This is a genomic window from Paraburkholderia terricola, assembly GCF_900142195.1.
GTDB classification, from domain to species: domain Bacteria; phylum Pseudomonadota; class Gammaproteobacteria; order Burkholderiales; family Burkholderiaceae; genus Paraburkholderia; species Paraburkholderia terricola.
This window is the reverse complement of record NZ_FRAB01000008.1, coordinates 124,679-141,395: the sequence shown is the minus strand read 5'-3', so window position 1 is coordinate 141,395 and position 16,717 is coordinate 124,679. Positions and strand designations below refer to the sequence as shown.

Genomic DNA, 16,717 nt, shown 5'->3' with positions numbered 1-16,717 from the left:
GTTGATTCCGCAAGCTTAGCGCATGCGCTCGACGCCGTGCCACATGAACCGTGCCGCGCTATTGCCCCGACACCGCCTGCCGCGCCACGCCGAAGCGCTCCTCATGCGCGCGCCCGTTCAGATAAAAATCACCGATAGCGGCCTCGCGAATGATCGCCGGATTGTGCGACGCCAGCACCCGCGCGTTGCGCCAGTAGCGGTCGAAGCGGCGCGTCTCGCTGGTGGCCGATGCGCCGCCCACTTCGAACAGCAGCGTGGCGGCTTGCAACGTCTGCTCGATCACGATCTGCTGCGCCTGAAAGGTTTGAATGTCGAGGCGGATGTAGGTCGCTTCGTCGGTGCGGCCTTCCTGCCGCGCGGCCGAAACTTCGTCGAGCGCGCGCGCGAGCGACGTGCTGATGCTCTGCGTCGAATAAGCGAGGCTCGCGAGGCGGCCCACCACGCGATGCACCAGCGGATTCTCGCGCGGACTCGACTCGCCCGGAACGCCGAAGGTCCGCGTCTTGCCTTGCGTGAACGCCACCGCATCGCGCAGCGCCGCCCGGCTGATGCCCGCGAGATTCGCGACATGCAGCGCCTGGTAATACGCGGTGAGCAGGCTGTTGCGGCGCGGCTCCGCGGCGTTGAAGCGCCGGTAGAGATTCTCGGGCGCGACCGGCACATGGTCGAAACGCGCCGTGCCGCTGCCGGTGAGACGCTGGCCGAAACCGTCCCAATCGTCGATGCGGGCGAGACCCGGCGCGTCCGACTTCACGAGTACGCGCACGTCGCTTTGTCCGTCGTGCGCGGTGACGTCCACCCAATCGGCGTACAGCGTGCCGGTGGTGTAGTACTTCTCGCCGTCGAGATGCCACGCGCCGTCGGCTTGCGTGAGGCGCACGCTGTTGTTGGTGACGCCGGTGCGCTCGGACACCGCGCCGCCGACGATCTGGCCTTGCGCGATACGCGAGAGCCAGCGGTCGCGCAACGGTTCGTCGCCGTTTTCCAGCAGCGATTCGATGAAGCCGCCGTGCACGCGCAGGATCTGCGGGAGATTCGAATCCGCCTCGCCGAGACGCGTGACCAGCGTGAGGAATTCCGTGAGCGAGACGCCTTCGCCGCCGTACTCCTTGGGCACACGCAGTTTGGTGTAGCCGGCTTCACGCAGCCATTCCACGGGCGCGTAGGCGAGCTCGCGCTTTTGCTCGCGTTCCACGGCGCCCTGCGCGATGCGCTCGAACACGGGCGCGAATCTGGCCGCGAAACGCCGCGTCAAATGATCTTCGCCGAACAGTTGAGCGGCGTCGGCAATAGTGTGACTCGGACCGTCGTGCGTCTCCGATGCTGACATGGGTTCTCCAATGCTAGGCGCGCGCGAGGCGCAATCAGAGAACGGTACGGGACGAGCCGCTTGCCTTGCAACGAAGTATTTGGCCGATTCTTAGAACAGACGGTGAAATGGTTTTTGGGTTTTTGCATCCGCGGATACGCGGGCTATTTCATTCCCGCGACCGCGCGCCTGCGTGCCAGTAAGCGCACCGAAATCAGACATACCGCCATGACAGTCAGCGAAAGAACCGTGGTCATCGTGCCGAGCGCGTAAATGACCGGCGTGGTCACCGAAGTCGTGAGGCCTTGAAGTTCGAGCGGCAAGGTATTCTGATCGCCGATGGCCTGCGAGGTGCGGGCGATTTCGTCCCACGAGAGCGTGAAGCCGAACATCGCCACGCCCACCACCGAAGGTCCGATGATCGGCAGCACCACATGCCGGAAACTCTGCCACGGCGTCGCGCCCAGATCGCGCGACGCTTCTTCGTAAGCGGGATTGAAACGGTTGAACACCGCGAACATCACCAGCAAACCGAACGGCAGCGTCCACGTCAAATGCGCGCCGAGCGCGGAAGAAAACAGGCCCATCGAGGTCGTGTAGCTGTCGGCAAACGACTGATAGCCCCACGCGGTGGCGAGATACTTCGCGCCGTTATCGAGCAGCCGGAACGTCAAGCCGATGCCGAGCGAAACGATAATGGACGGCATGATCAAACTGGCGACGGACACATAAAACACGGCCGTATCGCCGCGAAAGCGCCGGCGAAACGCCAATCCCGCGGCAACGGAAAACACCACGGTCAGCATCGTGACGGCGAGCGCAAGCCGCACCGAGCGCCCGAACGCGGCCCAGATGTCGATGTCGCCCACACCGTCGCGCAGCACGGCGAACCAGTGCAGCGAAACGCCGCGCATCGGAAACGTGAGCCCGCCCTCGGGCCCCTGAAACGACAGAATGAAAATCGTGATCACCGGCCCGTACAGAAACAGCACGAACAGGCCGAACAGCAGCGCGAGCCAATAGAAGCTGGCCGGACGATGTTCCCGATGCTTGAGCCGAACCGTCTGCATCCTCACAGCTCCTTGCGGATATCGACCACCCGCGTCAAAGCCCACACGATCATCAGCACCACCGCCAGCAGAATGATCGCGTTGGCCGCCGCGGCGGGAAATTGCAGGTAGCCGGTCTGCACCTGAATGATCTTGCCGACCGATGCGATCTGCTGGCCGCCCATCACGCCGACGGTCAGGAAGTCGCCCATCACGATCGTGATGACGAAGATCGAGCCGATCACGATGCCGGTTTTCGAAAGCGGCAGCACCACGTTGCGCACCACCTGCCAGCCGCTCGCGCCGGCATCGCGCGCGGCTTCGAGCAGCGACCGGTCGATGCGCATCATTGCGTTGAAGATCGGCACGATCATGAAGAACGTGTACAGATGCACGAACGCCAGCACCACCGAGAAGTTCGAATACAACAGCCATTCGAGCGGCTGATCGATCACGTGCGCGCCGAGCAGCGCCTGATTGACGAGGCCGTTGCGGCCGAGCAACGGCATCCACGAAATCATGCGGATCACGTTCGAGGTCCAGAACGGAATCGTGCAGACGAGGAACAGCACCGTCTGCATGCTCGTCGTGCGCACATGAAACGCGAGGAAATAAGCGATCGAAAAACCGAGCAGCAAGGTTGTGGCCCACACGATCGCGCAGAACCTGAGCGTCGACCAATAGGTCTTGAAGGTCACGCACAGGTCGGTCGTCGACGAACAGCCGTTGAAAATCGCCGCGTAGTTCTTCAGCGTGAACGCGGGAATGATCTGATACTCGTTGAAGTCCCAGAAGCTGACGATCAACGTGATGACGAGCGGCACGATGAAGAACAGCAGGAAGGTCAGCGAGAGCGGCGTGGCCTGCAGCCACGCCGGCGCGCGCCGGTGCTTGACGGGCTCGTCCTGCGCGCGCGAGGGAAGGTCGATCGTTGCCATGAGAAGGTATCTATCTCTTCATCAGGCCGCGATGAACTCGTTCCACTTCTGAACCATGTAGATGTTCTCGTCCATCACCGCGTTCCAGCACGCAATCGCGCCCATGCGCTGGGTGTACGAGCCGCCGTCGCGCACGGCGCCGGCTTTTTCGAGCAACTGGCCGTCCGGCGCCTTGATGTCTTTGGCCGCCGCCTTGCCTTCGATCCAGTAGTCCCACTCATACGGCTGCATGTGCGCTTTCGCGGTTTCGAGCACGCCCGAGTAATAGCCCTGGCGCATCAGGTAGGCGCCCGCCCAGCCATTCTGGAACCAGTTGACGAACTCATAGGCGGCGTCGAGCTTCTTGCCTTGCAGCGAGCGCGGAAACCCGAAACCCGACGCCCATGAGCGATAGCCTTCCTTGAGCGGCTGGAACTTGCAGGCCACGCCCATCGTGCGCACCTTCGTCACGGCCGGCGACCACATCGACTGAATCACCACCTCGCCGGACGCCATCAGGTTCACGCTTTCGTTGAAGTCCTTCCAGAACGCGCGGAACTGGCCCGCGCGCTTGGCTTCGATCAGGATCTTGATGGTCTGGTCGATCTCGGCCTTGGTCATGTTGCCCTTGTCGCCGTATTTCACATGACCCATCGCCTCGATCGCCATGGCCGAATCCATGATGCCGATCGCGGGAATGTTCAGAAGCGCGGCCTTGCCCTTGAACTGCGGATTGAGCAGTTCGGCCCAACTGTCGATCGGCCGCTTGATGAGGTCGGGGCGAATGCCGAGCGTGTCCGCGTTATACGTGGTGGGGATCAGCGTCATCCATTCGGTGGGCGTCGCGGAGAATTCGGTGGAGCGCGGGCCGGTCAGGAACATGACCTTTTTCGGCGCGGTGCCCTGGTCGCCGATCTTCTTGCCGTTCACTTCGCCACGCGTGAGCACGGGGGTGATCTTGTCGGCGAGCTTGATGCGCTTCGCGTCCATGCCCGCGAGCGTGCCGGCCGGAATCAGCTTCTTGAGCGCGAAATATTCGGTGTCGACGATATCGAACGAGTTGGGCTGCGTGATGATGCGCTTGGCGACGTCGTCGGTGGTCACGGGCACGTATTGAATCTCGATGCCGGTGTCCTCCTTGAATTTCCTCGCGATGTCGGCGCTCTGATTGACCGCCGTGCCGAGATAGCGCAACGTGATCTTTTCCTGCGCATGCACGTAGGGAAAGCCGGCAATGCCGGCCGCCGCCACCGCGCCCTTGATGAACGTGCGGCGCGACAGGCCTGTGTCCTTGACATCCACTGCGGCCGCTGCCGGGCTCTCGTTCGCTTCACTCATTGCTTTCTCCTCAGTTGACGTTCGCTTGTCGTTTGCTTGTGGTTCCCGATCGGACGTTGTTCGCCGCGTCGCGGCGCTGCCGCTCGACGCTCATGCCGCCAGCGGATGCGCGTCCTTTTCGTTCCACCACACCACCACGCGCGCCTGCGGCCCGAGCCGCGCCGGGTCATAGTCGCCGTCGCTCACGAGCGAGACCAGTTCGGGCGAACCGTCGAGCGGATCGAGCGTCATGCGCAAATGCGTGCCCTGGTACTCCGCTTCGCGCACCGTGCAGGGCACGCCGCCGATGCGAGCCAGGCCGCCGTCGCTGCTCGCCGCCTGCACCGGCGTCACGCCATGCGGCACGACCCGCAGATGATCGGCGCGCACGGTGAACAAGCGGCCATTGGTGTTGAAGACGTTGTGACCGCCGAGAAAACGCGCGACGAATTCGGTGCGCGGACGGTTGAATACTTCATGCGGCGTACCGCTCTGTTCGATGCGGCCGTGGCTCATCACGACGACGAGATCGGCCAGCGCCATCGCTTCTTCCTGCGAATGCGTGACGTGCACGAACGTGATGCCGAGTTCTTTCTGCCAGCGCTTGAGTTCGGCGCGCATCTGCACACGCAGGAACGGGTCGAGCGCGGAGAGCGGTTCATCGAGCAGCAGGCAGCCGGGCTGATTCAGCAACGCACGCGCGAGCGCCACGCGTTGCTGCTGGCCGCCGGAGAGTTGCGCCGGCTTGCGTTCGGCATACGCGGACATCGCGACCAGTTCGAGCAATTCGCCCGCGCGCTTGCGGCGCACGTCCTTCGCGACGCCGCGCATCTTCAGGCTGAACGCCACGTTGTCGAGCGCGTTCAGATGCGGAAACAGCGCATAGTTCTGAAACACCATCGCGGTGCCGCGGGCCGCCGGTTCCGCGCGCGTCACATTGCGGCCCGCGATCAGAATGTCGCCTTCGCTGACGGATTCATGCCCGGCGATCATGCGTAGCGTCGAGGTCTTGCCGCAGCCCGATGGGCCCAGCAGGCAGCAGTACTGGCCGCCCGCAATGCGCAGATCGATCGCGTCGACGGCGAGCGCGTCGCCGTACTGCTTCGACACGTGCACGAGTTCGATGTCGGCGGCCTTGGTTTCGAGCACGGTCGAAGCAGGTTGACTCATGAAGGCGGTGTCCTCATAAACGGCGCGGAGCAGGCAAGCGTCGACGCGACGCGGAGCCTTAAGCGAAGCCATGCAAATGCAAGACATGTGCCATCCGTTGCCTCGGCGCGCGCGTCGATTGCAAACGCGCGGTGCGCCTAACGTCTACGAGTTGGCTCACATATTGCACACGATCCGCGGCGTCGATCGTTAGCGATCGGCGGGATTGTTTTGCGCGATCACGGTGCGTCTTCGGTCCGTCGCGGGGCATGAACCGGCCAAGCCGGTTCATCCGTGGCGCGCCGCGTCGCTTTTCGTCATCCCTCGGCTTCTTCAAATGAACGACACACGGAATGTGCCCGCAGCCGCGAGCCGCGCGCATCGCTTGCTTGCCACGCACGGCCGCTTTGCCTACCGGCCGATCACGGACAGCGACGCGTTCCGCTGGCCCGACGGCAGTGGACTCGCGGTGTATCTGGGCTTCAACCTGGAGCACTTTGCTTTCGGCGGAGGGCTCGGCGCCGCGCTCGGCCCAGTCTCGCCGCAACCCGATGTGCTCAACCATAGCTGGCGCGAGTACGGCAATCGCGTGGGCGCGTGGCGCTGCATCGAACTGTTCGACCAACTCGATCTGCCCGTGGGCACGCTCATCAACACCGCGCTCTACGATCACTGTCCCGAACTGATCGCGGCTTGCGTGGCGCGCGGCGATGAGTTGATCGGCCACGGCCACACGAACGCCCAGCGCCAGAGCGACCTCGACGAAAGCGGCGAACGCGAGTTGCTTCTGCATTGCCGCGAACGTATCGCGGCAGAATCCGCCATGCCTCCAGACGGCTGGCTCTCACCGTGGATCTCGGAGTCGCATTCGACGCCCGACCTGCTCGCCGAAACCGGCTACCGCTACACGCTGAACTGGTGCCACGACGACCGCCCCGTGCGCATGACAACGCGCGGCGCGCCGCTCTGGTCGATTCCATATCCGCAGGAACTCAACGATTTGCCGATGATGGTGGGCCGTCACATGGATGGCCGCGCGTTCGCCGACATGATCGTCGACCAGTTCGACGAGATGCTCGAACAGGCCAATCGCGGCGCGCAGCCGCAGGCGCTGGTGATGGGCGTCGCGCTGCATCCTTATCTGGTGGGGCAGCCGTATCGCTTGCGGCATTTGCGCCGCGCACTCCAGCATATCGCCGCGGCGCGCAGCACAGGCGACGTCTGGTTCACCACGCCAGGCGCGATCGCGCGGCACATGGATCAACTGGAGCGGGACGGCGCGCTGCGCGCCGCGCTTGCATGAGCGCGAAAGCCGGCGCGGCCGCCGCGAGGAAAGCGCCGAAAGACGACGCGGACGTCGACGCGCGCATCTATCAATCGATCTTCGACGGCGTGCTGAATCATCGTCTGACGCCGGGCACCAAGCTGCCGGAGCCCGAGTTGTGCCACCTGTTCGGCGTGGGCCGCGCGGTGGTGCGGCGCGTGCTGGAAAAGCTCGCGTATGACGGCATCGTCGTGCTGCGTCCGAACAAGGGCGCGGTCATCGCCGAGCCCACGCCGGAGGAAACGCGCGAGATTTTCGAAGCGCGGCGCTCCGTCGAGCGGATGCTGGTCGAGCTCGCGGTGCAGCGCGCGAGCGCGAAAGACATCGAGGCGTTGCGCCAGCAACTCGCGAGCGAGCACGAGGCGATGCATCGCTTCGATCAGCCGTCATGGGCGACGCTCGCCAGCGGCTTTCATATGCAGATCGCGACGCTGGCGGGCAATTCGATTTTGCAGAACTACCTGAGGGAACTGGTCTCGCGCTGCTCGCTGATCCTCGGCGTATATGAACCGCCCGGCAATGCGCCGTGCGAGCACGCGGAACATGCGGCAATCGTCGCTTGCCTGGAAGCGCGCGACGCGGCGGGCGCGATGGCGCATATGGAAGCGCATTTGCGCCACCTCGAAGAGCGCATCGAAACATCGCGGATGCGCGGCGAAAAGAGCCTCGGCCAGTTGCTCGGCATCGCCGGACACGCGACTCAAACCTAGGCCACGAACATGGAAATCGATTTCGCAGCGATCACCGAATACCAGCGCTACAAGCTGATGGCGAGCCTGATCGTGCCGCGTCCCATCGCGCTCGTCACCACGCTCGGCGCGGATGGCACCATCAACGCGGCGCCTTTTTCGATGTTCAACATGCTCGGCGAGGAACCGCCGATCGTGATGATCAGCGTCAACCGCGTGGCCGACGGCACGCTGAAGGACACCGCCGTGAATATCGTGCGCACGGGCGAATTCGTCGTGCATCTCGCGGACGAAGCGATCGCGGAGAAAATGCATCGCTGCGGCGAGCGGTTGCCGCCCCATGTGAGCGAGCTTGCCGCGGTCGGCTTGACGCCGGTGCCGAGCACGCACGTCGCGCCGCCGCGCATCGCCGAAGCGCCGGTGGCCTTCGAATGCACCACATGGGAGACGCTGGAAACGGCCAGCCGGCAGATTTTCATCGGCCGGGTGCATCGGCTGCATGCACGCGATGAACTGATCGATACCGGGACGTGGCGCGTGCGTTTGCAGCACTACTTTCCGGTGGGCCGCTTCGGCGCGAGCGACTATGTCACGACGCGCGACCGTTTCACGCTGGGTTGAGCCAGCCGGCGCGAAGCCTGAACGCCGCGGTTGCTGGACGCCGAGCTACACGCCGAGCGCGCGCCCATCGCTGCGCGGATCATGCGCGCCCGAGGCCCATCCATCCGGCTCGATTCGAATCACGCCTGGATGACCCGCCAACGGACTCTGCGCCGCGATCGCACTCACCTCGTGACCGCGCGCGGCGAGCGCCGCGAATACATCGGCGCCGGCGTCCTCTTCGAGCTTCAACGCGTCGCGCGTATCGGAGAAGGTCTTGCCGAGCAGAAAGCGCGGACGGGCGAGGGCGCTGAGCGGGTCCATGCCGTAATCGATCAGGCGCGTGAGCACCGCGGCCAGCGTTTGCGGCTGACCATCGGCGCCTTGCGTGCCGAACAGCAAGCGCGGGCGGCCGTCTTGCAGATACATGCCCGGATTGAGCGTATGGAACGGCCGCTTGCCGGGCTCGATCGCGTTGTGATGCGCGGGGTGCGTGCTGAACGACGCGCCGCGGTTGTGCCACAGAATGCCGGTGTCGCCCGCCACCACGCCGCTGCCCCAGTCGAAATACACCGTTTGCAACACGCTGACGCTACGGCCGTGGCGGTCGGTCGCGCCGATGAACACGGTGTCGCCCGGACGGAAAACATGCGGCCATGCACGCGCCGCGCGCAGGTCGATCGAGCGCGCGTGCGCGTCGAGCGTGGCCGGCGACAACATGTGGTCGACCGGCACGTCGTTGAACTCCGGGTCGGACACGAAACGGTCGCGATCCACGAACGCGCATTTCACCGCTTCCACCAGCAGATGGTAGTAATCGGCGCTGCCTTCGGGAATCGCGCCAAGGTCGAAGCGCGCTAGCGTGCCCATGATCTGCAAGGTGGTCACGCCTTGGGTGGGCGGGCGCAGGCTCACCAGTTCGCCGCCGCGATAGGGCACGCGTAATGGCGCTTCGTCGCGCGCGCGGGTCCTCGCGAGGTCGCTCGCGCTCAATGGCGAACCGGCCTGCTGCAAGCCGCGGGCAATGCGCTCCGCGAGTTCGCCGTTATAGAATTCGCGCGCGCCGAAGCGGGCAATGCGTTCGAGGCTTCGGGCGAGCGCCGGCTGCGCGAAGCGCTCGCCGATCGCGGGGATCACGCCGGTCGGGGCGAAGGTCGCCGCGAAGCCGGGCAGCGCGCGCAATTCGTCGGCGCGCAGGCTTTGCCAGAAATGCTGCGAGGGCGTGACAGGGAAACCCTCGCTTGCATGGCCGAGCGCGCGATCGAACAGCGACGACCACGACTGCTCGCCACCCCATGCGTTTTTGCTGATCTCGTAAGCCTGCGCCCATGTATCGACGGTGGCCGCCGTGGTGAGCGCCGCTGCCGCTCCGCGCAAGGGAATCGCGCCGGGCGAGGTTGTCTGCGCCGGCAACTCGGCGGCGGCCTGGCCGATGCCCGACAGCGTGCGCAGCATGCCGTCGCCATCGCCGATCACCCAGAAGGCGTCGCCGCCCAAGCCGGTGAAATGCGGATAGGTCACGCAGAGCGCCGCGCCGATCGCAATCGCGGCTTCGATCGCATTGCCGCCCGCGCGCAAGACGTCGCGGCCGGCCTCGCTCGCCAACCCGTGCGGGCTGGTGACCATGCCGCCGTTCGAGCGGGCGAGTTGGGTGTCGGACATGGCTGCTCCGCTGCGGAAATGAAGCGCGAGTGCGCTCGCGGGAGTACGGAGTATAAGTTCGCGCGCGCCGTGGAAAAAATCGGCGCGCGCGAGAGAGATCAAGTTATCGAGGCTGGCCGCCTCGCGGCCTTCACTCGTAAGAGAACGCGCCGCCGAACTTGTCGATGCGTTCGAGCGCCATGCCCGAGCCGCGCACCACGCAGGTCAGCGGCGCTTCGGCGACGAACACCGGCAGGCCGGTTTCCTCGGCGAGCAGCCGGTCCAGATCGCGCAGCAGCGCGCCGCCGCCCGCCAGCATGATGCCGCGCTCGGCGATGTCGGCGCCCAGTTCAGGCGGCGTCTGTTCGAGCGCGATCTTCACGGCGGAAACGATCTGGTTGAGCGGATCGGTCAGCGCTTCGAGCACTTCGTTGCTCGATACCGTGAAGCTGCGCGGAATCCCCTCCGACATGTTGCGGCCCTTGACCTCCATCTCCTTGACTTCGGAGCCGGGAAACGCGGAGCCGATCTGCTTCTTGATCGACTCGGCCGTCTGTTCGCCGATCAGCATGCCGTAGTTGCGGCGAATGTAGTTGACGATCGCGTCGTCGAACTTGTCGCCGCCCACGCGCACGGAGCCTTTATAGACGATGCCGCCGAGCGAGATCACGCCGACCTCGGTGGTGCCGCCGCCGATGTCGACCACCATCGAGCCGGTGGCTTCCGAGACCGGCAAGCCCGCGCCGGTGGCCGCGGCCATCGGCTCCTCGATCAGATACACCTGCGAGGCCCCGGCGCTGTGCGCGGCTTCCTTGATCGCGCGCCGCTCCACCTGGGTCGACCCGCACGGCACGCAGATGACGATGCGCGGCGACGGCGCGAAGACTCGCGATTCATGCGCCATCTGAATGAAGCGCTTGATCATCTGCTGGGTGATGTTGAAGTCGGCGATCACGCCGTCCTTCATCGGGCGGATCGCCTCGATGTTGCCCGGCACCTTGCCGAGCATCTGCTTGGCTTCCTTGCCGACGGCGAGAATGATCTTCTTGCCGTTCGGTCCGCCTTCCTGACGGATCGAGACCACCGAGGGCTCGTCGAGCACGATGCCCTTGCCGCGCATGTAGATGAGCGTGTTCGACGTGCCGAGGTCGATGGCGAGGTCGTTGGAAAAATAGCCGCGCAGAAAACCGAACATGCAAATTCCTGTCTCTCGGATGCCGGGCGCGTGAGCGCGCCGCTTGGGGATGCCGCTCATGGACGGCAGGCGACCAGGTGACGGTCGGAAGAGTGGGAAGAATAACAGCTTCGGGTGCGAGCGCCGGTCCGGCGTGGGTCAGCGTGCGGCGGCGCACACACCGCGGCACACGCTCAGTGCATGCTCGTCTCATCGGTTTCGATCCACGCTGGCGTGCCTTCGCATCGACCGGGCGCGGACAACGAAAGCGGCCCGGCTTGTCGTGAGTCGATAGGGAGAGAGAACCATGCAGCCAGCGCACGCGGCGCGGACAGCGCGGCGCTACGAGGTCATCGGCGACGAAGCCGCATTTCGCGCGTTGCAGCACGAATGGGACGTGCTGTGGTCGAGGGCGCACGGCCACTACTATCAGTCGTTCAGCTATTGCTGGCTGGCATGGCGGCACGTGTCGAAGCCGCATGGCCGCAGGCTCAAATGCATCGTGTGCCGCGAGGGCGGGCAACTGGTCATGATCTGGCCGCTGGAGACGTGCAGACGCGCGCTCTGGACGTACCTCGTGCCGCTCGGGCCCGAAGGCGGCGACTACACGAGCGTGCTCGTGCGGGACGGCGAAGCGGCGCCGGCCTTGATTGCCGGCGCGTGGGACACCGCGCGCCGACGCTGCGGCGCCGATTTCATCCATCTGCAATACGTGCGGGAGACGCTCGAGCTGTACACGCTCGTGTCGCGGGAACGCAGCGTGTTGTTTGCCGAGGCCCACAACGCGTTTGCCGCGAGACTGCGCGGCCGGGGCGAGCGGAACGGCTGGGACGACTATTGCCGCACGCTCGGCACCTTGTTCGGCAAGCGGCCCGGCGGCTTTGCGAAACGCTTGTCCAGGGAAGGCAAGGTGGCCGTGCGCGTCGTCGATCCGGCCGAGGAGAGCGAAACCGCGTCCATCGTCGAATGGATGCTCAACTGCAAACGCAGTTGGAGCGATCGCGTCGGCAAGCGTAGCGCGTGGCTCGATTCGCCCGAGTACGAGTGTTTTCTGGCCAAGCTGATCCATTCGCCCGACGTGCCTTCGATGGCGCGCCTGATCGTGGTCACGCTGAACGAAGCGCCGGTGGCCGCGATCATCGTCAGTGTGGGCAACCCCTGGGCAAGCGCGATCTTTGCCGGTTACGACCCGTACTACGGTCGATGCTGCCCTGGCCTCGTCGCGGTCGAGGCATGCGTCAAATGGGCGTTCGACAATGGCTTCGATCTCGATTTCGGCGTGGGAAACGAACGCTTCAAGGCTTACTGGTCGCGCGGCGAGGCGTCCACCGCATGGACCGTGCGAACCGTCAATTCGCTGTGGGGCCTGCTGGCGATTCGCGGGTGGCGTCTCGCGCGATATCTCGGCGCGCGCGTGAAGGGCTTGCGCGAGGCCGGCGCCGCCTCGCCGGAAGCGGCGCGCGTCTTTACGCGTGACGGCAAGCGTGCGACGCGGGTTTCGTGATTCAGGCGTGTGAAGGTCAGTTGCGAGGGGTGCACGGATAACGGAACGGTAATCCGCAGGCCCATGCTCCGACCGGTGCGAGCGCCATGTCGGCCGACATGGCGCGCACGTCGGCAAAAACATGGGCAAAAGCGCCGGCCGCTAGGAGCGGTCGCGGCTGCGTGCACGGGTGGCGCCGGTGATCACCGCGACGCCGAGCAGAATGACCGCCACGATCGCAATCGTATGCTGGGCGACATGCAGCGCCAGCAATCCCCACGACACGCCGCCGATCAGAATGATCCAGCCGAGCAGGTAAATGACCAGGGTCATCGTTTTCTCCCTTGTTCGATTCGACGGACGAAGCGGGCTGCCCGTCAGGAAGCGCCGCCGGTCGCCGAGTGAGCCGTCGATGCGCGTTTATCCCGCTTTCGCGGTGCCGCGCGAGCGCGATCGACGGTTCTATCGAGTAGCAGATTCCGCGCCCGCCCCGGCGCTATCCGTTAGCGTCAAACGAGCAATCGGCATGCGTTCGCCGCCGCCTCAAGCGACCCACCAGGCGAGCGCGGTGGTGATCAGCACCACGGCCCACGACGGCGCGCGCCACCATCCGAGCAGCAGCAACGCGATCAGCACGAGCACGAAGTCCGCGCCGCCATGCACCGCGCTCGTCCATACGGGATCGTAGAGCGCGGCGAGCAGAATGCCGACCACCGCCGCGTTGATGCCGGCCATCGCCCGGCGCATCGAGGCGAACGCCCGCAGTTGCCCCCATAGCGGCAGCGCCGCGCCGACCAGCAGGAACGAGGGCAGAAAGATCGCCGCCGTCGCGATCAGCGCGCCGCCAATGCCCGACGGCTGACCCTTGCTGGCCGCGCCGAGAAAGGCCGCGAATGAAAACAGCGGACCCGGCACCGCTTGCGCCGCGCCATAGCCGGCCATGAATTCATTGGTCGAGAGCCAGCCGCGCGGCACGACCACGGCTTGCAGCAGGGGCAGCACCACGTGACCGCCGCCGAACACCAGCGAGCCGACCCGATAAAAAGCCGCGAACAGGTCGAGCGCATGGACGCGCAGCGATGCCGCCAACGCGGGCAGGCCGAACAGCAGCAGCACGAAGGCGCACAGACAGACGAACGCGCCGGCTTTCGTGCCGGGCATGCCGAGCGGCGCGCCCGGCACTTCGGTGGACGTCTTCAGGAACGCCGCGCCGGCCACGCCGGCTACGACAATCGACGCCAGCTGTCCGTAGGTCGCGCCGAGCATCACGACCGCCGCCGCCGCGCCGATGGCAAAGGTGGCGCGCGCGCGGTCGGGACACAGCGTGCGTCCCATCGACCACACCGCCTGCGCGACCACCGCCACCGCCGCCAGCTTGAGTCCGTGCACGAGATGCAGCGAGGTTGCGTCGGTCAGATGCGTGAAGCCATACGCGAAGCCGACGAGCAGCACGACGGAGGGCAGCGTGAAGCCGAGCCACGCGGCCAACGCGCCGCCGAGTCCGCCGCGCAGCCAGCCGATCGCGATGCCGACCTGGCTGCTGCCCGGCCCCGGCAAGAACTGGCACAGCGCGACGATGTCGCCGAACGTGTGTTCGTCGAGCCAGCGGCGCCGCTTGACGAATTCGTCGCGGAAATAGCCCAGGTGCGCGGCCGGACCGCCGAACGAGGTGAGTCCGAGACGCAGAAAGATGAAGAGGAGCGCCCACGGCGAGGTGCGCGCCGGCGCGGCGGCGGTCGACTCGGTGTCTGCAAGGTTCATTCGAATTGACGGAGCGGATGCGGGTAGTCAGCGGCGAAGCGCCGGATGCGCGCGGCCTGATCGGCCCTGCAAAATACCACACGCAACCGGCATCCATCCGCTTCGCTGCCCGCGCTTGGGCAAGGCCGTCGGCCAGCCATCCGTCACGACATCCGCCTCAGAACGAGAACGTCGTATTCAGCATGACGAGCCGCGCCTCGCCCTCGGCGATGATCAGATTGCTGTTGCTCGACGGGTAGTACGTCTTGTCGAACACGTTCTTCACGTTGAGTTGCACGCGTGTCGGAATCTTGCCGAGCTTCGTTTCGTAGGCGGCGAACAGATCCGCGACCACATAGCCCGGCAGCGTGAAGCTGTTGGCGGTGTCGCCGGCGCGCCGGCCGACCAGCCGCGCACCGCCGCCGAAACGCCATTGCCCCGGCAGATACGGCAGCATCGTGTCGTACACGGCGAACACGCTGCCCGTATGGCGCGCGGCATTGGCGAGGCGCGTGCCGTCGTCGCGGTCGGTGGCGTTCGTGTACGCGTAGCTGGCAATCAGGCTGACGTGCCGCGTCAACTGGCCGGCCACGTCGAGTTCGACGCCGCGCGAACGCGCGCTGCCGATGGTCGACGTGACGTCGCCGTTGGTCACGGCAACGTTGCTCTTGTCGATCTGATAGACCGCGAGCGTGCCGGTGATGCCGGGCTTCAGGTCGAATTTCAGGCCGGCTTCATAGATCCGGCCGCGCTCGGGCGAGAGCGGCTCGCTCACCTCGGTGGCGACGTTCGGCACGAACGACTTGCTGAAGTTCGCGTAGGCGGACAAGGCCGGGGTCAGCTTATAAACCAGGCCGAATTGCGGCAGCCACACTTGCCCATGTGAATGGTCCGCGACGACGAACGGCCGCCCGACACCCGAAAGCTGCTGCCAGTTTTCCCAGCGCACGCCGGCCACGGCGATCAACCGATCGGTCAGATGCACCGTGTCCTGCGTGATCAACGAGTAGGTGTGGACCTTCGACAGACTGTCGCTTTGCGTGGCGCTCGGCGTGCCGCCCGCGGCGAGCCTGCCGTAGACCGGGTCGAACAGATCGAAGCCGGACACCGCCTTGCCGCGGATCGTGTCGCCGCGGAACGAGCGCTGGCGTTCGTACTCGCCGCCCACATAGACTTCGTGGCGCATGCCCGCGAGGTTCAGATCGCCGATCGCGCCGATCGTCGCGATCTCGTCGGCATCGTTGCGGCCGAGATTCGCATCCGACGAGCGGCTCATGATGCCGGTCCTGCTGTTGAATGCGCTCGCGCGCGTCAGGTACTGATCGTAGCGGTCGCGGCTCCATCCGTAGGTGGCGCGCATGCGCCATTGATCGGAGAAGCGATGTTCCAGCTTCGCCCGCAGCGTCTCCTGCAAGCCCGAGCTTTGCGCCCACGCTTCTTCATAGCGGGTGTAGCGCAGCGCGTCGTCGGGATGGCCGTTGACCAGCACCGTGCCGCGGTCGAACGGCGTCGTGTAGTCGACATATTGATAGCTCACGTCGATCGACGTATTCGCATCGTGCCACGACAGCGACGGCGCGATCAGCGCGTCGCGCTGGCGGCCGAAGCTGCGCCAGTAACGCGCGGTGTTGTACTCGCCGGTCAGGCGAAACGCGAGCGTGCCGCCCGCGACCTGGCCCGGCTGGCCGATCGGGCCGGTCAGGTCGAAGCTGGTGCCGCTGCCGCGGTGGCTGGTGTAGGTTGCCGAGACCGAGCCTTGCAGCGTGTCCTCCGGCTTGCGCGTGATCATGTTGATCACGCCGCCGGGCTCCTGAATGCCGTACAGCAGCGAAGCCGGGCCCTTCAATACCTCGACGCGATCGATCGTCGCCAGATAGTTGTGCAGGATCGGCGAGCGGATGCCGTCGACGAGAATCGAGCCGTCGTTATTCGAACCGAAGCCGCGCTTCAGGAACGCGTCGCGCGTGCCGCCCAGCGTGTTGGTCTGCGTGATGCCGCTGACGTTGCCGAGCGCGTCGTCGAGACTGCGTGCCTGCTGGTCCTGCATCACGCTCGAACTGACGACCGCGACCGACTGGGGAATCTCGCTGATCTTGCGCTCGATGCCGCTCGACGTCTCGCTGGTGAGCGGCCGGTAACCGGCCGTGGGCTCGACCGCCGGCGACGCATGCACCGACACCGCGGGCAGTTCTTGCGGGTTGGACGGCGGGTCGCCGCCGGCATCGGGCGTGGCGGCCATCGCCGCGTGCGCCGTGGCGGTGCACATCAGCAAGGCGGCCCGCAGGCCAATGTGAAAACGACGATGACGGCCGTGGCGGCCAGGGA

The 16,717-nt window shown here is 65.6% G+C and carries 14 protein-coding genes; 4 read left to right on the top strand and 10 right to left on the bottom strand.

All coding sequences use genetic code 11. From position 1 onward, the window contains the following. Positions 1–58: 58 nt before the first annotated feature. The 5 genes from BUE39_RS09540 to BUE39_RS09520 form a co-directional block, all read right to left on the bottom strand. Positions 59–1,330 carry an acyl-CoA dehydrogenase family protein gene (locus tag BUE39_RS09540; protein ID WP_073428394.1) on the bottom strand — a complete coding sequence of 424 codons (1,272 nt, stop codon included), beginning with the start codon at positions 1,328–1,330 and terminating at the stop codon, positions 59–61. 143 nt (positions 1,331–1,473) lie between these two features. Beyond that, positions 1,474–2,379 (bottom strand): ABC transporter permease, encoded by a 906-nt coding sequence (locus BUE39_RS09535; RefSeq protein ID WP_073428393.1) that lies wholly within the window; start codon positions 2,377–2,379, stop codon positions 1,474–1,476. Positions 2,380–2,381: 2 nt separating this feature from the next. Beyond that, complete coding sequence (locus BUE39_RS09530) at positions 2,382–3,296, bottom strand: ABC transporter permease (protein ID WP_073428392.1); 915 nt, start codon at positions 3,294–3,296, stop codon at positions 2,382–2,384. A gap of 21 nt (positions 3,297–3,317) precedes the next feature. Beyond that, positions 3,318–4,613, bottom strand: coding sequence for an ABC transporter substrate-binding protein (locus BUE39_RS09525; RefSeq protein WP_073428391.1), 1,296 nt, complete (start codon positions 4,611–4,613; stop codon positions 3,318–3,320). Between the two features lie 90 nt (positions 4,614–4,703). After that, complete coding sequence (locus tag BUE39_RS09520) at positions 4,704–5,762, bottom strand: ABC transporter ATP-binding protein (protein WP_073428490.1); 1,059 nt, start codon at positions 5,760–5,762, stop codon at positions 4,704–4,706. Positions 5,763–6,078: 316 nt separating this feature from the next. Here BUE39_RS09520 and BUE39_RS09515 point away from each other — a divergent pair, with 316 nt between their 5' ends. The 3 genes from BUE39_RS09515 to BUE39_RS09505 are packed head-to-tail and all read left to right on the top strand — an operon-like array spanning position 6,079 to position 8,375. Further along, entirely contained in the window at positions 6,079–7,044 is a 966-nt protein-coding gene (locus BUE39_RS09515) for a polysaccharide deacetylase family protein (RefSeq protein WP_073428489.1), read from the top strand. Then, positions 7,041–7,775 carry a GntR family transcriptional regulator gene (locus BUE39_RS09510; RefSeq protein ID WP_073428390.1) on the top strand — a complete coding sequence of 245 codons (735 nt, stop codon included), beginning with the start codon at positions 7,041–7,043 and terminating at the stop codon, positions 7,773–7,775. Before BUE39_RS09515 ends, BUE39_RS09510 begins: the two co-directional genes overlap by 4 nt. Before the next feature lie 9 nt (positions 7,776–7,784). Next, a complete protein-coding gene (locus BUE39_RS09505; RefSeq protein WP_073428389.1) occupies positions 7,785–8,375 on the top strand; it encodes a flavin reductase family protein in 591 nt (196 codons plus the stop codon). Positions 8,376–8,420: 45 nt separating this feature from the next. Here the strand turns inward: BUE39_RS09505 and BUE39_RS09500 are convergent, their stop codons facing one another. Both BUE39_RS09500 and BUE39_RS09495 read right to left on the bottom strand, forming a co-directional pair. Beyond that, positions 8,421–10,016 (bottom strand): gamma-glutamyltransferase family protein, encoded by a 1,596-nt coding sequence (locus BUE39_RS09500; RefSeq protein ID WP_084561384.1) that lies wholly within the window; start codon positions 10,014–10,016, stop codon positions 8,421–8,423. Between the two features lie 130 nt (positions 10,017–10,146). Continuing rightward, the gene (locus tag BUE39_RS09495; RefSeq protein ID WP_073428388.1) at positions 10,147–11,190 is read right to left on the bottom strand and encodes a rod shape-determining protein; all 1,044 of its coding nucleotides are present in this window, start codon (positions 11,188–11,190) and stop codon (positions 10,147–10,149) included. Between the two features lie 286 nt (positions 11,191–11,476). Between BUE39_RS09495 and BUE39_RS09490 the strand changes: the two genes are divergently transcribed. Then, the gene (locus BUE39_RS09490) at positions 11,477–12,673 is read left to right on the top strand and encodes a GNAT family N-acetyltransferase (protein ID WP_073428387.1); all 1,197 of its coding nucleotides are present in this window, start codon (positions 11,477–11,479) and stop codon (positions 12,671–12,673) included. A 141-nt stretch (positions 12,674–12,814) separates the two neighbouring features. Here BUE39_RS09490 and BUE39_RS35140 read toward each other — a convergent pair whose 3' ends face one another. The 3 genes from BUE39_RS35140 to BUE39_RS09480 form a co-directional block, all read right to left on the bottom strand. Continuing rightward, positions 12,815–12,985, bottom strand: a complete 171-nt coding sequence (locus BUE39_RS35140) for a hypothetical protein (protein WP_167363278.1) — start codon at positions 12,983–12,985, stop codon at positions 12,815–12,817. A 210-nt stretch (positions 12,986–13,195) separates the two neighbouring features. Beyond that, the gene (gene chrA, locus BUE39_RS09485; RefSeq protein ID WP_073428386.1) at positions 13,196–14,413 is read right to left on the bottom strand and encodes a chromate efflux transporter; all 1,218 of its coding nucleotides are present in this window, start codon (positions 14,411–14,413) and stop codon (positions 13,196–13,198) included. 157 nt (positions 14,414–14,570) lie between these two features. Next, complete coding sequence (locus tag BUE39_RS09480) at positions 14,571–16,631, bottom strand: TonB-dependent siderophore receptor (RefSeq protein WP_227470612.1); 2,061 nt, start codon at positions 16,629–16,631, stop codon at positions 14,571–14,573. Positions 16,632–16,717: the final 86 nt, after the last annotated feature.

Coding starts and splice junctions, on each gene's coding strand:
- BUE39_RS09540 (WP_073428394.1), bottom strand. CDS start 1,330: ATGTCAGCATCGGAGACGCACGACGGTCCGAGTCACACTATTGCCGAC.
- BUE39_RS09535 (WP_073428393.1), bottom strand. CDS start 2,379: ATGCAGACGGTTCGGCTCAAGCATCGGGAACATCGTCCGGCCAGCTTC.
- BUE39_RS09530 (WP_073428392.1), bottom strand. CDS start 3,296: ATGGCAACGATCGACCTTCCCTCGCGCGCGCAGGACGAGCCCGTCAAG.
- BUE39_RS09525 (WP_073428391.1), bottom strand. CDS start 4,613: ATGAGTGAAGCGAACGAGAGCCCGGCAGCGGCCGCAGTGGATGTCAAG.
- BUE39_RS09520 (WP_073428490.1), bottom strand. CDS start 5,762: ATGAGTCAACCTGCTTCGACCGTGCTCGAAACCAAGGCCGCCGACATC.
- BUE39_RS09515 (WP_073428489.1), top strand. CDS start 6,079: ATGAACGACACACGGAATGTGCCCGCAGCCGCGAGCCGCGCGCATCGC.
- BUE39_RS09510 (WP_073428390.1), top strand. CDS start 7,041: ATGAGCGCGAAAGCCGGCGCGGCCGCCGCGAGGAAAGCGCCGAAAGAC.
- BUE39_RS09505 (WP_073428389.1), top strand. CDS start 7,785: ATGGAAATCGATTTCGCAGCGATCACCGAATACCAGCGCTACAAGCTG.
- BUE39_RS09500 (WP_084561384.1), bottom strand. CDS start 10,016: ATGTCCGACACCCAACTCGCCCGCTCGAACGGCGGCATGGTCACCAGC.
- BUE39_RS09495 (WP_073428388.1), bottom strand. CDS start 11,190: ATGTTCGGTTTTCTGCGCGGCTATTTTTCCAACGACCTCGCCATCGAC.
- BUE39_RS09490 (WP_073428387.1), top strand. CDS start 11,477: ATGCAGCCAGCGCACGCGGCGCGGACAGCGCGGCGCTACGAGGTCATC.
- BUE39_RS35140 (WP_167363278.1), bottom strand. CDS start 12,985: ATGACCCTGGTCATTTACCTGCTCGGCTGGATCATTCTGATCGGCGGC.
- chrA (WP_073428386.1), bottom strand. CDS start 14,413: ATGAACCTTGCAGACACCGAGTCGACCGCCGCCGCGCCGGCGCGCACC.
- BUE39_RS09480 (WP_227470612.1), bottom strand. CDS start 16,631: ATGGCCGCCACGCCCGATGCCGGCGGCGACCCGCCGTCCAACCCGCAA.